Consider the following 14308-nt stretch of genomic DNA (forward strand, 5'->3'; position numbering starts at 1 on the left):
CAGTCGGCAAGTCACTGCGCAACGCAAAGGATTCGAAGCGCAGGTTCTCGATGGGCGACGGCCGCTACTGTGCGCCGATGGCCGGGCTGATGGCGGTGCCGCCGCTCACATCAACCACATTGGCGGTGATCCAGCGGGCGTCCTCGGAGGCGAGAAAGGCCACCACATCGGCGATATCGGCAGGCTGCCCCACCCGGCCCAGCGCGGTCATGGCACTGATGCCGGCCCGGACCTGCGGATTGCCATCGAAAAAGGCGGCCATCCCCTCGGTCTCGGTCGCACCGGCGGCCACTGCATTCACGGTGATACCGCGCGGACCGAGCTGTACCGCAAGGGTTTTGGTGAGCACATCGATCGCCCCCTTGCTCATCGCGTAGGCCACCTGCGACGGGGCCGCCACCCGCGGTGCGCACGAGGAGATATTGACAATGCGACCGCCATCGCGAAGCAGCGGTATCGCCTGCTGCGAAATGAACAGCGGCGCAGACACATTCACCGCAAAGAGACTGTCCACCGCCGCCGGGGTCAGCTGCTCGATCGAGCCGTTGCCACCGCCGCCGCCCGCATTGTTCACCAGAATGTCCAGCCGTCCGTCCGGCAGGCTCTTCGTCAGATCGGCGAACAGCGCGTCGATTCCGGCCGGCGTGCTCAGGTCGGCGCGGATGGCGAACGCCTGCCCGCCCGCCGCTCCGATGTCCGCCACGGTCTTCGCCGCCGCTTCGTCATCGTGTCCGTAGTGCACCGCGACCACCGCGCCGTTCGCCGCCAACCGCAGGGCAATGGCGCGGCCGATTCCGCGAGAAGCGCCGGTAACGAGGGCGAACTTACCGATCTGAGACATTGGAACTCCTGTGCTCGGGTCTGTTTCCTTGACACAGACGTTCGCCGACCGCGCTCACCAAACCCTCACCGTCTGCTCACCGACGGCGCCCAGCAACGCCGGCTAGGGGTAGACACGGCCGCGCCGGATAGCGCGTCGAGCGGTTCCGTCTCTCGACGGCGAGCAGCCTGGCAGAGCCGAGGCGCGCCTCGTGCGCCCGCTCGGTATCGCGTATTCCCTACCCTGCGAGCATTTCCTCGGTCAGCGAGTCGCTCAGGCGTTGCCGGGATCCGGCCGGAGACGCCAGCCCGACCTCACGGCGAGTCACGCGGAGGACCACTGTAGTTATCGTACGTAGTCCTACACTGTTGACATAAGCTCTACCTGGGCGTGTACTGGTATGGCACCAGATCCGAGCGGAGGCTTGGAGGATTGCCCATGATCGTCATCATCGGACTCGTCATCCTGATCGCCGCGATGCTCATCGGGCTTGCGGGCGTCCTCGCCAACGGCGGCAGCACCCACGCCCTCACCGATCACTTCGCTGTGTTCGGTTACCACGTCACCGGGTCCACCGGCCTGCTGTTCCTCTACGGCATCGTGGTCGGTGGTGTCGGGTTGGCCGGACTCCTGATCCTGCTTGCCGGTGCCCGGCGCACCGCCCGGCGGGGGGCCGGCGCCCGTCGTGAACTCGCGGCGTCCCGCCGTGAACTCGCGGCTTCGCGCCAAGACACACCGGCGGGTGACCCCCGCCCGTCCGGCCCGATAGCACCGATCACGCCGCAACCAGCCAACCCAACCCACTACACCTACACAGGCACCACCGATGCTGCGTTCGACGAACCCGGCAATGCTGCCGGGCAGGGAGTCGGCGGGCCCCCGGGCCACCACCCCGGCCGGCCGGCCGGTCCCGCACCAAGCGAACTCCCGCGCGGCGGTCGACGTCGATAACCGCGTTCCCATCGGCAATCAGCCGCTGCCGCGTGACACCTCACGCATCAACGAAAACAGGTATCTCTCATGCTCATCCTCGGAGCATTACTACTCATCGTCGGATTCCTCCTGCACATCTCGCTGCTCGTCACCATCGGAATCATCGTGCTGCTCATCGGTGCGGCCCTGATGATCGCGAGCAGAACCGGACACGCTGTCGGCGGCCGACGCCACTACTACTGACGGCTCCCGGCACGGCCGGTGGACATCGACTGTGCCGCAACCAAGCCCTCGACAAGCTCGGCAACGTCTTCAAACACTGAATCCCGGAGAGCGGAAATGCGAACCTACGCAAACGAGGGCAGGCGAATCCGCGGCGGGCGCCGTTGCCGAGTCAGTGGCTCGAGCTCTGAGCCGACCGCACACGCAACCAGCGAACGGCCGGGCGTCCCGGGTGAGCGACGATCGGTGCCGGGTATCCGCACGAGGTAGGGCGTAACCACATTCGCCCGCGCATCAACAGCGCCCCTCGCCGGGCCCACGACACCTACGTGGGAACCGGGAAAGTCTTCGGACATGGAACCCCGGTACGAGATACATGGCTGTGCGACAGGCACTTTCAGCTCGCCACACCACATACGCCCATGTACGGGATCCGATTTCGACCTCCGTGCGCTCGGGACGATCCAATTGGCCGCCTCGACATCCTCGGCGCTCAGTGCGCGTAAGCGGCGATCTGGGTGATGGCCATTCGTATGTTCTCGAATTCCGTCGCTCGCCTCGGACAGCCCGACAATCAGGCGGCGATTCCGGCATTATCCCAGCGTAGATCCTGACTACAGTGGCTGTCTGCGACGTAGACTTACATTGTAGACAGCCGCACTCGACATCATCGACAGCGACAGCTTCGAGCGGCTGTCGATGCGACTCGGACAGACACTCGACCGAAACGCCGATGGCCCTCTACCGGCCTCACAACCACCATCTCCACAACCGCAACACGGCCGCGAAAGGAGCGTCGATCATGACACTGCAACCGAACGGAACCAACGCTGATCGACGGGCACCGCCCGCCCACCGCCCGCGGCTCGAACTCGATGCCGTCGGCGCCGTGAACGTCGACGGGGTTTGGTGGCCACACAGCCGCGACCTCGCCGGGGAACTTCCTGATCTGCTGGCGATGCTCGTGCCCCGGCTGGGCCCGATCCATCGCGTGATCTATCACCTCGACGAGTGGGCCACCGCTCCCAGAAAGCTCGACGCCGGCGGGCGTTGCGTGCGGCTCGACGGCTACCGGCACATGCCCGCCCGCACCCTGGAAGTCCTCGGAGTCATCACAGGTACCCACCTGACTCTTCGGATCATCACCCCGCCAGACGACACCGACCTGACTGCCGCACAGCAACGTTGGGACTCCGAAGGCGGAGCCGGAGGGGACACGGAAGCACGCGTCAGCGCCCCGGATCGGGACCTGGCAACGTTGCGGTGAGGCGGTGAGCAGGATGTCCAGCCTTCGCCGTCAGCATCGTCGGCACCCGACCGAAGGTCTTGGACAAATGCTCCCGTGGCGGTCCGGGGCGGGCGCTGCCAACCTCCCCGCCCCGCAGTGTCTTACGGGCGATAGTGGTCCCATGGGTAAAAGTGCGACGGTCGCGGCCGCTTTCACACCTCTGCTGCGACTCGCGTTCGGGTCGCAGCCGCCATTGCGGTTCGAGTTCTGGGACGGGAGCGCGGTGCAGCCCGACGGCGACCATCCCGGCACGATGCGGATCCGGTCGAAGAATGCGTTGAGCCATATGGTCTGGGCCCCAGGCGAACTCGGCCTGGGCCGCGCCTTCGTCGCCGGCACCGTGGACCTCGACGGCGATATCTTCCAGATCCTGCGAGCCCTGCAGTCCGCAGTGCCCGGTGATACCCGCCTCGGCGTCGCCGGTGCCTGGCAGGCCGTCGGTGCGGCCTGGCGGCTGGGTGCGCTCACCCATCGCCCGAAGCCGCCGCCCGAGGAGGCACGGCCTCCGCGCGGACCGCGGCACACCCGTCACCGCGACGCGGCGGTGATCAGTCATCACTACGACGTCGGCGACGACTTCTACCGCCTCGTCCTCGGGCCGAGCATGACCTACTCGTGCGCACGGTTCGCCGCCCCGGACGACGACGGCCGGGCTGCCGCGGACGCCACCCTCTCGCTCGAGGACGCCCAGCGCGCCAAACACGATCTGATCTGCCGCAAGCTCGGCCTGACCGAGCGTCCCGGAATGCGCCTGCTGGATGTCGGGTGCGGGTGGGGCTCGATGGCCATGCACGCGGCCTCGGTCTACGGCGCGCAGGTCGTGGGCGTCACGATCAGCGCAACGCAAGCCGAACTCGCCCGCAAGCGCATCGTCGAAGCCGGGCTCTCCGCCACTGTCGAGATCCGGCACACCGACTACCGCGACCTGCGCGGCGAGCAGTTCGACGCCATCTCCTCGATCGGCATGTTCGAACACGTCGGCGCGAACCGCACCGCCGAATACTTCGACACCCTGCGCGCCTTGCTCCGTCCCGAAGGCCGCCTGCTCAACCACGCCATCTCTTCGGCCGGTGGATCCAGGATTCGCGCCCGATCCTTCATCGGCCGCTATGTCTTCCCCGACGGCGAACTTCTCGACGTCGGCGAGGTCGTATCGGCAATGGAGCGAGCCGGATTCGAGGTCCGAGACGTCGAAGCCCTGCGCGAGCACTATGCCCTCACCCTTCGCAAGTGGGTCGCCAACCTGGAAGGCGCCTGGGATCAGGCGGTCTCACTGGTAGGCGAAGGACGCGCCCGAATCTGGCGCATCTACATGGCCGCCTCCGCCCTGGGATTCGAAGACGGCGGCCTCGGCCTCCACCAGGTCCTGGGCGTGGTCCCGGACCCCCGAGGACGCTCAGGCCTCCCCGCCACCCGCCGCGCCTGGGGCTAGGCCATGTTGTCGCAGTGTGCGGGATCGCGGCCCGCCGCGGTCGCCACATCGCCGGGGGCACTGATGGTTTCACACGCCGGTACCGGCCCGGCCGCATTTTGTTTCGGGCAACGGTCCGGAAACGATGTGCACACCGTAGGGTGAGCAGCAGAAGTAGTCGGCACGAGTCATTCGGATTCGTTAACCCGGCCAACCGGCGGGAAGTGTTCATATGACCCCTGCACGACAGACCACCCTCCGCCATGAGCAGAGCGGATTCAGCGCGGCACGTGCCGCCGAGAAGGCCGCAAACGAGAAACAGAACGCCATGGCCGCCCATACCGTGGCGGGTCACGCCCTCGATGCCGCGGACTGCGCACATCTGCTCCAGATGCTCGGCCTCGACGCCGGGAGCCAGGAGCAGTAGCGGTCGACCAGCTCGGGCACAGCCAACTGTGGCAAGGGGCTGCCCGGGCCGGAATCCTTCGCCACCGGGACCGGTGATCGAATGAGGCTCTATGACGGTGTGTAGCAACGACGCGCGCTCGCCGATCAGCTCGAGTTCTTCGACCGGGTTCTCCGCTGATAATATGTCGAATTGTGATCGACTTTCCGGCTGAGGGCAGCATCCATGGCTGAGACCGCCCGCTCCCCCAAACGTTCGGCTCCGACCAAGAAGCCGAGTACGAAGGCCACGCCGGCAGCCGATCGCATTCGCGCGAACAAGCAACAGGCACCCGCACGCCCGGACGCCGTCCTGCAGCGCCGCGGCGCCGAACGCGTCCAGGCCATCCTGGACGCGGCGGAGAGTCTGCTCGCCGAAGAAGGCTATGAGGCCGCGACCCTCAAGGCCATCGGCGAGCGGGCGGGTATCCCGATTGCGTCGGTCTATCACTATTTCTCGGACCGCCATCAGGTCGACACCGAGATCATTGTTCGCCACATCGGCGAACTCGATCAGCAGATCTCGAAGTCGCTCGACGGTGACGTCCAGCTGGACTCCGTACGAGATGTCGTCGATGCGGTGATCGATCCGATGCTCACCTATTTTCGTACCCACCCGAGCTGCGTTCAGCTGTGGTTCTCCGGACGTAGCGACGCGGTGGCCGAACTCGTGCAGTCTTTCGACGAATCGACTGCCGAGCGATTGCTTCAGCTGGGCGTCCGACGCGAACTCCTCCGGCAGGACACGCCCCTGCTGGTGATACAGCTGGCTTTCGAGGTCGGCAACCGCCTGTTCGACGTCGCATTCCGCCGGACGCCGAGCACCGGCGACGACGCCACCATCGCCGAGGCACGCCGCCTACTCGGTCTCTATCTGGAGTCGTACGCGCCGGAGTCCGAGCGTCCGGAGGACTGACGTCCCGGCAAGACCCGACCACCTTTCGTACCGCGCGGCGGCCTGGAGCCAGGTAACGCCTCGCTCTCACATTCCATTGCCGCCGGTCGGAGCGACTCCACTCCGCAGTGGCGATCGCAGCCTGCGCAGCCACCTCTCCCGTGGCGTAATCGCGTGGCCAGGAATGATTTTCGCACGAATTCGACCCGCCATCCTCGACGCACTGACCGACGGCTTCTCCGCAGCCTTCGTCGCAGCGGCGGTCATCGCGGTCGCCGCGGCGGCGCTCGCCCTGGCCACCTTCCGGTCACCGGCCCGGCGCGCCCGGGCGGTCGCGGCCGGGGTGTAACGGGAGCCGGCCGGATCGGAAACATGAACGGCCCGACGGGAACCCACCCCCGCCGGGCCGTTCGCCCGCACCGGAGATCGGGTGCCCATTCGCCGGGGTGCATGATGGGGCGCATGCTTCCCACCGACCGCCTGCACCAGGTCGACCGGCATCCCGCCGTGATCGATACGCCGCTCGGCACCGTCGTGTTCGCCGTCGCGCTCGGCTCGGAACGGGTACCGACCGGTCCGGATACCGTGTGGCGCTTGGCGAACGGCTCGCACCTGCACCGCTGGCGGCACCGGGACGCCACGGTCGATCTGCTCCTGGGCCGGATCGAGATGCCGGCCTGGGACGGCGGCGCGGCCGTACCCATGTGGGCGGGAATCTGGCAGGTGCAGGCGCATTCGGCGGTGCCCGCACTGTCCTTCACGGCCGAACTGACCGATCTGTCCGCGGACACGTTCTGTGGTCCCGACTCCGGTGAATGCCTCGCGGCCGTGACCGCCGAGAACGACCGCTTCTCGGTGACGATCGGCGGCCCGGATTCCGAACTGCTGGCCATGCAGGCCGCCGACGGCCGGCTCATGCCCGCCGACTGGGCGGACCAGCTGCCCGCCGACGGCAATGACGACGACTCCGAATACGGTGTGCGCTACCTGGATCCGGCCGGAATCCAGTGGCGGCTACCCAGTCTCGCCACCACGGAGGTGGCCCGGCTCTGCATCGCGACCGCCTGGTGCCCCCGCGACGACGACCGGCCCGCGGCCTGGTTCGCGGTCGACATCCCCCTCGACACCGCCTACCTCCACCTCACCACCGACCGCACCTGACGAACGCCGGCTACCCGGATATCGAACCGGTGGCCGCCCACCGGCGGAACTCCTCCGGCGATTGGCCCGCCTGACGGCGGAACGCCCGCCGCAGCGCCCTCGGGTCGGTGTAGCCGAGCCGGGCCGCGATCGCGTACATGGGGAGATCGGTGCCGCGCAACAGATCCGACGCATGCTCGTGGCGGACCGTGTCGACCTCGGCACGCCAGCTGGTGCCCAGCTCCTGCAGACGACGCTGCAGGGTGCGCGGGCTGACGGCGAGCCGGGCGGCAACCTGATCGAGTTCGAGTTCGCCGCACGCCATGGCCTCGCGCAGCACCGCGCGGATCCTGCCGATCGGGCTGAGCACGGGACGCGCACTGGCGAGCAGCAGTTCCGCGTAGCCGCGATAAATCCGGCCCAGGTTCGGGTCGCCGCCGGTGGGCAGGGCCGCCGCATCGAGGAAGGTCAGCTCGGAGTGCGGGGCCTCGAAGCAGATTCGGTTGGTACCGAACGCCTCGACGAGATGCCGGTGATTGCGCGGCGCGCGGTGCCGGAACGCCACCCGAACCGGAACCAGCGGATGCCCGGTCGCCTCACGGGCCCGCTGCAGCATCACCGCGAGCGTGAATTCCTCGACCAGCCCCAGGATCGGACCCGGTTCGACGGTCGCGGTATCCCGCACGATGAGCAACCCACCGCTCTCCAGCACCTGGCCGCCACCGAGCGGATCCGCGACGACGGCGCGCAATTCGACCACGCTGCGCAGACTTTCGGCCAGCGTCGGCCCGCTCGAGAAGAGGTAATCCCACACCGACAGGCTCCCCCGCGTGGCCGTGGCCGCCGCGCACAGACCTCCCGTCGGCCCGGCGGCCGCATAGATCAGCTCCCAGACCCGCCACGCCGAGCCGGTCGGAACCCGCACCAGATCGTCGCCGAGCTGATCGGCCCCCAGCTCCAGCGCGCTGAAGAGTTGCGGCGCCGACGCTCCCGCCCGCAGCGCTGCCTCCCGAACCAGGACCGCCAGCCGCGACGAAATGGTATTGCCGATCATCGCCGCAGCTTAGCGACCACCGATTACTTCTGAACGGGACCTTCGGGACCGAGACCCGACCATTGCTGCCCGGCCGCTGACCGGCCGGACCGCCGTCGCCTCGGGCGCTGAAGTCACCCACGTCGTGCGTCCTGTTTCAAAAACCGCACCGCACAGTCTAATTTGGACCCTCGTGCATTGCACCGTGAGTGCAGCGCGATGCCACCGCCCGTCGATGACGCTCCACTCCCGGGATCCCAATGACCATCCACCCCACCGGTATTCACGCCCCCACCGGGGCCGGGCTCGACCCCGACGCACAGGTGATGGACACCGTGCTGCTGCCGGGCTATGTGCTGAGCACGATCGGAGTGTGCGAGGACACGCGACATCGCCTGGCCCTCGCCGCGGACCTGCCGGGCTGGCTGCTGACCTCGCCCGAATCCATGGTGCCCAGCGAGCGGTATCTGCGGCTGTGGGAACTCGTCGAACACGAAACCCAGGATCCCGCCATCGCCGTCCGCACCGCACTCGAGTACACGCCGGGACAGCTCGGCATCATCGACTACCTGCTGCTGACCGCGCCCACCCTGGGTGCGGGACTCGCGCTCACCGATCGATTCATGGACGCGTGCTCGACCAACCGGGAGTTCCGGGCGGTCGCCGACGCGGATCCGGACGGTATGACGACGGTGTACACCGGACTGGCCAGGGGTGAGGGCCGCGGCAGCGAACTGGCCATGCACACCGGTCTGTGCGGGATGATCGTGAAAATGCGCACGGCCACCGGGCAGCACGTGGTGCCGGTGGACGTGCGACTGCGGCAGCGGGCGCCCAAGGGCCGGGCAGAGCTGACCGCGCTCGCCGAGCTGTTCGGTACGCCCCGAATCGATTTCGGGGCGGCCACCAATCGCGTCACCTTCCGGAACGCCGATCTGGCGCTGCCGCTGCTGCGCGCCGACCCGGTCCTGAACCGAATCCTGGTGCAGCAGGCGGAGATGACGGCGCCACCGCGCATCACCACCTGGTCCGACCGGCTGCAGCAGGAGCTGGCGTCGATGCTGATCGACGGCGCGGTGACCATCGACGCGGTGGCCCGCCGGCTGCTGACCGGCCGTCGGACCCTACAGCGCCGCCTCGCCGAGGAGGGCACCTCCTGGCGGTACGAGCTCGAAAAGGCCCGCAGGCAACAGGTTCTCGACCAGCCGCTGGGCCTCACCCAGGCCGAGCGCGCCCGCCGCCTCGGCTACTCCGATCCGAGGTCGCTGCGCCGCGCCCAGCAGCGCTGGACCGACGTGAGCTGAGCGGGCCGCGGTGCGCCGCCGCGCCGGCGGTCACCGCGGCTGATCCCGGCGGAAGCTCGCGGGTGACTGCCCGGTCCAACGGCGGAAAGCCCGGGCCAGCACCCGGTGATCGCGGTACCCGAGGCGCAACGCCACCGACTGCACCGGCACCGTGTGGTCGCGCAGCAGGGCGATCGCCGTGTCCCGCCGCACGATCTCGAGCTCCGCGCGCCAGCTGGTGCCGTGCTCGGCCAGGCGGCGCTGCAGGGTCCGGTCACTGATCCGGAGGGCGGTGGCCACCTCCTCCAAACCCACCCCGTCACCGCCGGACTCCGGCAGCGCCGCTCGGAGCGCCGCGCGGAAGACATCCAGCCAGGCCGGTTCGGGCCCGATCGAGTCGATCAGCTTCTGCGCGTGCGATCGCAGAATCCCCTGCAGGACAGGATCATTCGTCCGGCCACCGGTCTCCGCGGAGGTGAGGAAGGTGAGCGCGTCCCGGTCCTGACCGAAGTGGATGTTCCCGGTGCCGAGCGCACGGATCAGGTGCGCTCGATCGTCGGGACCCCGGTGCGAGAAGTCGACCCGCACCGGCCGGCCCGCGTCGCCGAAGCTCTCCGTCGCCCGCCGCACCATCACCGCCATGACGAATTCCTTGTTGGCGGCCTCGGCCGCGCCCCGATGCGGTAGATCGAGATAGCGTGCGGTGAGCAGGGATCCGTCCTCCACCACCTCCAGATCGACGCGGCGGTCGCAGATGGTGTTGTTGTAGCGCGCCGCGTCGCGCAGGCCCTCGGCGAGTGTGGGCGCATTGCCGATGAGGTAGTCCCACACGTGCAGCCGCCCCAGCTCGGCCACGTCCGCCGCCAGCACTCCGGCCTCGGGCCCCGCCAGCCGGTGCAGCAGCTCCCACAGCCGCGACGCCGTCGCGGTCGGGATGCGCACCGTGTCGTCGACCAGCAGAGCCGGATCGCGGCCGAGCAACTGGGCGATCTGCTCCGTCTCCGCGCCCGCCCGCCGCGCCGCGTCCGCGATCACCCCCACCACATGGGACGAGACGGTGTCGACCGCATTGCCGGACCGGTCCAGGACCGTAGTCGCCATCTCTGCCACCTTCTCACGGACTTGCGCCTTCTCACGGAATTGCGCTGAGACTCCCGTTAACTCGGACCTTCCGGTACGTATTCCCCTCGCGCCGACCCGCAGAGTAAGCGCATCGGTAACTGTCACCGCCCTGCTCCGAGGAGCAGGGCATAGGCGATGATGCCCCTCCGGCGTACTGTCGAGTCTGTGAGCAGTGGCGCCGTCCCGGCGGCAGCGGCGGAGGGCTCGGACCTGTGGGCCCGGGTTTTCGCGACGCTGTACGACCCGCTGCTGTGGACGGGCGAGAAGGCGGGGATGGGCGCTCGCCGGCGAAATTTGCTCAGCCGTGCGAGGGGGCGGACTGTCGAGCTCGGCAGCGGTACCGGCCTCAACCTGGGGTACTACCCGGACGGCCTGGACGAGCTGATCTTGACCGAACCGGAGGCCGCGATGCGGACGCGGTTGGCGCGCAGGCTGGGTCGCAACCGACATCACGCACGCGTGCTCGACGCATCGGCCGAAAAACTGCCGTTCGCGGATGGAACCGTGGACACGGTCGTCTCGACGCTCGTGCTGTGCACTGTCGATGACCCTGATCCGGTGCTGCGGGAGATCGAGCGCGTGTTGCGTCCCCACGGCCAGCTGCTGTTTCTCGAGCACGTACGTTCCGAGTCGCCGCGACTTTCCTCTTGGCAAGACCGTCTCGCCGAGCCGTGGCGCCGGTTCGCAGAAGGCTGCCACTGCAACCGCGCCACCCTCGAGCTGATCCGGGCGTCCGGGCTGGAGCTCGAAGACGTGCAGGAAATGGCGTGGCGGGCAATGCCCCCGATCGTTCGACCGCTGATCACGGGCGTGGCCACCAAAAACGGTTAAGAGCCGGCGCCCCATCCGGGCGGTGGCCACTCGCGCCAGGAGAGTGCCATTCCGCGTCAGCGGCATGATGAAGTGGCATCCTTCAGGGGTCCATGCCCCGCTCGCCGCACCCCGATCAGGAGGCACCATGGCCGGATTGGTCCGGATCCGCCACGTCAAACTGCCGGTCAGCGACCTGGCGCGCAGTGTCGCCTGGTACTGCGACCTGCTGGATCTGCGCCTGGCGGGCGAGTTCCGGGAGGAGGGTGAGCTGCGCGGGGCACAGCTCATGCACCCGTCCGGCTTCGGCATTGCGCTGTGGGAGCGCGAATACTGTGCGGGCACACCGGATTTCCGCAGCTTCGACGTCTTCGCCCTGGAAGTGGACTCGGTCGACGACCTGCACGCCTTCGCCGCCCGCGCCGACGAACTGGAGTACACCCGCGGCGAGGTGATCGATCGCGGCTCGTACGGCGCGATCCTGGATCTCGCCGACCCCGACGACACCGTGGTGCGGCTGCTGGCCAACAACCCCTTCCACGCGGATCGATTCCTCGGGATGGACACCGACGGCAAGGGCGGGTTCACCGTCTACGACACCCCGACCCTCGGCTGAGCGCCTTCCCGGAAGCACATATCCTCAGGTAGGCATGCCTGAGACGTTTGTACTAGACAATCGTGCCAGCCGTTTAGTACATTTGTCTTAGACGTTAGAGCCAACCGAGAGGGCCCGACACCATGAACACCACCGCCAACTCGCTGCACATCCTCGTTTCCGGCGGCGGCATCGCCGGTAATGCCGTTGCGCTGCAACTGCTCCGGGCCGGAGCCCGGGTAACCGTCGTGGAGCGCGCCACCGCGCCCCGCCCCGGCGGCCAGGCCGTCGACCTCCGCGCTGCCAGCAAGGAGGTCGCCGAGCGCATGGGCCTGATGCCGGGCATCCGCAAATACCAGCTCGAAGAGCTGGGCATGGCCTGGGTCGACCGCAAGGGCACCGAATACGCCGCCCTGCCGATGGAGGCCTTCGACGGCAAGGGCCCGGTCGCCGAAATCGAGATCACCCGCGGCGATCTGAACCAGGTGCTGCTCGACCTGCTGGCCGAAACTCCGGGCAAGCTCGACTACCGCTACGGCGAGTGGATCGAGACCCTCGACCAGGGCGACACCGGCGTGACCGTCGGCTTCGGCTCCGGCGCGACCGGGCGCTTCGATCTGGTGGTCGGCGCGGACGGCGTGCACTCGGCGGTCCGTCGCCTCGCCTTCGGGCCGGAGGAACAGTTCTCCACGTACCTGGGCGGCTACACCGCCTTCTTCACCATGCCCACCCCCGCCGACACCAAGCCGGGCTGGTTCGCCATGCACTCGGTGCCCAGCGCCGCCGTCGGCATCCGCCCCGACCGCGACCCGCGCACCGCCAAGGCCATCCTGACCCTCCGCACCTCGGAGAACCCCGCGCTGCGCCGCGATGTCGCCGCCCAGCAGCGCCTCGTCACCGACATGCTCGCCGAGGCCGGCTGGCACGCGCCCACCGCGCTCGCGGCCATGCCCGACGCACCCGACTTCTACTTCGACGTGCTGGCCCGCATCGACATGCCGACCCTGGCCGCCGGGCGGGTCACCCTGGCCGGCGACGCGGGCTACTGCGGCTCCCCCCTGACCGGGATGGGCACGGCGATGGCACTGGTGGGCGCGTACATCCTGACCGGCGAGATCGCCGCCACCCCGGACGATCTGCCCGGCGCGCTGGCCCGCTACGAGGAGCGGGTGACCCCGTTCCTGGACGCGGCCAAGGAACTTCCCGGCGGCGGCATCCAGATGATGCTCCCGAAGTCGAAGGTCCTGACCGCCCTGGGCCGGCTCAATATGCGGATCATGACCTCGGGCCCGATGCTCCCGCTGACCCGGAAGCTGTTCGAGCCCAAGGCCGAGGACTACCGGCTGCCCGCGTACGAGACCGAGACGCTGGTCTGAATCCCGGCGTCAGCCGAGATGCTTGCGCAGGAAGGCCGCGATCTCGTCGGTGGCGGCCGCCGCCTCCGGGGTGTCCCGCATGATCGGGTAGACATGCGGGAGACCCGCACCGAGCGACAGCGTCACATCGACGCCCGCGGCCCGCGCGGCGGCCGCGAAGCCCTCGGAGTCACTGAGCAGCAGTTCGGCCGTGCCGACCTGGATCAGCAGCGGCGGCAGGCCGGCCGGGTCACCGAAAAGCGGTGAGGCCGAAGGAATTCGGGGATCAGCGCCATTCAGGTAGGCGGCGAAGACACCCCGCAGCATGCCGGCGGTGAAGATCGCGTCCTGGCCGTCGAGCTCGGTCATGGAGACCCCGGAAGCGCTCATATCCAACCCGGGCGAGAGCAGCACAGCTGCCGCGGGCAGCGCCGCCCCGGCATCGCGCAGCTCCAGCAGCAGCGCCACGATGAGATTGCCGCCCGCCGAATCACCCACCAGCGCAATGGAATTCGCGGCCACACCCTCTTCCTCGCGCAACCAGCGCCAGACCGCCCGGATATCCTCCACCGCCGCCGGGTACGGATGCTCCGGCACCAATCGGTACTCCGGGAACAGCACCCGGGCCCCGGCCGCCCGCCCCAGCCGCGCCGCCAACTCACCGTGGCTGTCCAGCGAGCCCAGCGAGAACCCGCCGCCGTGTACGTACACCAGCACCCGATCCGGCGAGGTCCCCGGCGCGTCCACCCAGTACGCGGGCACGCCCGCCGCCGAAACCGCGCTCACCCGGACATCATCGGGAATCTCGTACCGCTTGCCCGCGGGCAGGAAATTGGCCCGCAACTCCTCGATCGACGGCGACGTCGCCGGCCGCGCCGCCCGGCTCCGCTCGAACAGCTCGATGTGCTCCCGCATCTCCGGGCTCGGCATGGCGATTCCCCTTCCGCTCCAAGTCCC

Annotated in this window: 16 protein-coding genes; 12 read left to right on the plus strand and 4 right to left on the minus strand. The window is 68.6% G+C overall.

Annotated elements, in window-relative coordinates; genetic code table 11:
• Positions 1-64: 64 nt before the first annotated feature.
• Positions 65-841 (minus strand): SDR family NAD(P)-dependent oxidoreductase, encoded by a 777-nt coding sequence (locus ACFXHE_RS05625; protein WP_379380073.1) that lies wholly within the window; start codon positions 839-841, stop codon positions 65-67.
• A 417-nt stretch (positions 842-1258) separates the two neighbouring features.
• On the opposite strand from ACFXHE_RS05625, the gene ACFXHE_RS05630 reads away from it, so the two are divergent.
• The 8 genes from ACFXHE_RS05630 to ACFXHE_RS05665 all read left to right on the plus strand — a co-directional run bounded on the left by ACFXHE_RS05630 (position 1259) and on the right by ACFXHE_RS05665 (position 7174).
• Positions 1259-1771 carry a hypothetical protein gene (locus tag ACFXHE_RS05630; RefSeq protein WP_379380075.1) on the plus strand — a complete coding sequence of 171 codons (513 nt, stop codon included), beginning with the start codon at positions 1259-1261 and terminating at the stop codon, positions 1769-1771.
• Positions 1772-1840: 69 nt separating this feature from the next.
• Positions 1841-1996, plus strand: a complete 156-nt coding sequence (locus ACFXHE_RS05635) for a DUF6131 family protein (RefSeq protein ID WP_379380077.1) — start codon at positions 1841-1843, stop codon at positions 1994-1996.
• A 712-nt stretch (positions 1997-2708) separates the two neighbouring features.
• Positions 2709-3242: a DUF5994 family protein gene (locus tag ACFXHE_RS05640; protein WP_379380079.1), complete on the plus strand. Its 534-nt coding sequence runs from the start codon at positions 2709-2711 to the stop codon at positions 3240-3242.
• A gap of 142 nt (positions 3243-3384) precedes the next feature.
• Entirely contained in the window at positions 3385-4695 is a 1311-nt protein-coding gene (locus ACFXHE_RS05645; protein ID WP_379380081.1) for a class I SAM-dependent methyltransferase, read from the plus strand.
• Between the two features lie 211 nt (positions 4696-4906).
• The gene (locus ACFXHE_RS05650) at positions 4907-5101 is read left to right on the plus strand and encodes a hypothetical protein (RefSeq protein ID WP_379380083.1); all 195 of its coding nucleotides are present in this window, start codon (positions 4907-4909) and stop codon (positions 5099-5101) included.
• Between the two features lie 204 nt (positions 5102-5305).
• Positions 5306-6034: a TetR/AcrR family transcriptional regulator gene (locus ACFXHE_RS05655; protein WP_379380085.1), complete on the plus strand. Its 729-nt coding sequence runs from the start codon at positions 5306-5308 to the stop codon at positions 6032-6034.
• A gap of 163 nt (positions 6035-6197) precedes the next feature.
• Entirely contained in the window at positions 6198-6362 is a 165-nt protein-coding gene (locus ACFXHE_RS05660) for a hypothetical protein (RefSeq protein ID WP_379380086.1), read from the plus strand.
• Positions 6363-6475: 113 nt separating this feature from the next.
• Positions 6476-7174, plus strand: a complete 699-nt coding sequence (locus ACFXHE_RS05665; RefSeq protein ID WP_379380088.1) for a hypothetical protein — start codon at positions 6476-6478, stop codon at positions 7172-7174.
• Between the two features lie 10 nt (positions 7175-7184).
• Here the strand turns inward: ACFXHE_RS05665 and ACFXHE_RS05670 are convergent, their stop codons facing one another.
• Positions 7185-8207, minus strand: a complete 1023-nt coding sequence (locus tag ACFXHE_RS05670) for a helix-turn-helix domain-containing protein (protein ID WP_379380090.1) — start codon at positions 8205-8207, stop codon at positions 7185-7187.
• Positions 8208-8446: 239 nt separating this feature from the next.
• On the opposite strand from ACFXHE_RS05670, the gene ACFXHE_RS05675 reads away from it, so the two are divergent.
• Positions 8447-9490 carry an AraC family transcriptional regulator ligand-binding domain-containing protein gene (locus ACFXHE_RS05675; RefSeq protein ID WP_379380091.1) on the plus strand — a complete coding sequence of 348 codons (1044 nt, stop codon included), beginning with the start codon at positions 8447-8449 and terminating at the stop codon, positions 9488-9490.
• Positions 9491-9520: 30 nt separating this feature from the next.
• On the opposite strand, the gene ACFXHE_RS05680 is transcribed toward ACFXHE_RS05675, so the two are convergent.
• On the minus strand, positions 9521-10570 hold the full coding sequence (locus tag ACFXHE_RS05680) for an AraC family transcriptional regulator ligand-binding domain-containing protein (protein ID WP_379380093.1): 1050 nt from the start codon (positions 10568-10570) through the stop codon (positions 9521-9523).
• Positions 10571-10756: 186 nt separating this feature from the next.
• On the opposite strand from ACFXHE_RS05680, the gene ACFXHE_RS05685 reads away from it, so the two are divergent.
• The 3 genes from ACFXHE_RS05685 (at position 10757) to ACFXHE_RS05695 (ending at position 13372) form a co-directional block, all read left to right on the plus strand.
• A complete protein-coding gene (locus ACFXHE_RS05685; RefSeq protein ID WP_379380095.1) occupies positions 10757-11422 on the plus strand; it encodes a class I SAM-dependent methyltransferase in 666 nt (221 codons plus the stop codon).
• 127 nt (positions 11423-11549) lie between these two features.
• Positions 11550-12017 (plus strand): VOC family protein, encoded by a 468-nt coding sequence (locus ACFXHE_RS05690; protein ID WP_379380097.1) that lies wholly within the window; start codon positions 11550-11552, stop codon positions 12015-12017.
• Positions 12018-12139: 122 nt separating this feature from the next.
• Positions 12140-13372, plus strand: a complete 1233-nt coding sequence (locus ACFXHE_RS05695; RefSeq protein WP_379380099.1) for an FAD-dependent monooxygenase — start codon at positions 12140-12142, stop codon at positions 13370-13372.
• 9 nt (positions 13373-13381) lie between these two features.
• Here ACFXHE_RS05695 and ACFXHE_RS05700 read toward each other — a convergent pair whose 3' ends face one another.
• The gene (locus ACFXHE_RS05700; protein ID WP_379380101.1) at positions 13382-14281 is read right to left on the minus strand and encodes an alpha/beta hydrolase; all 900 of its coding nucleotides are present in this window, start codon (positions 14279-14281) and stop codon (positions 13382-13384) included.
• Between the last annotated feature and the right edge of the window lie 27 nt (positions 14282-14308).

It is taken from the genome of Nocardia sp. NPDC059229 (assembly GCF_042754165.1).
GTDB lineage: Bacteria > Actinomycetota > Actinomycetes > Mycobacteriales > Mycobacteriaceae > Nocardia.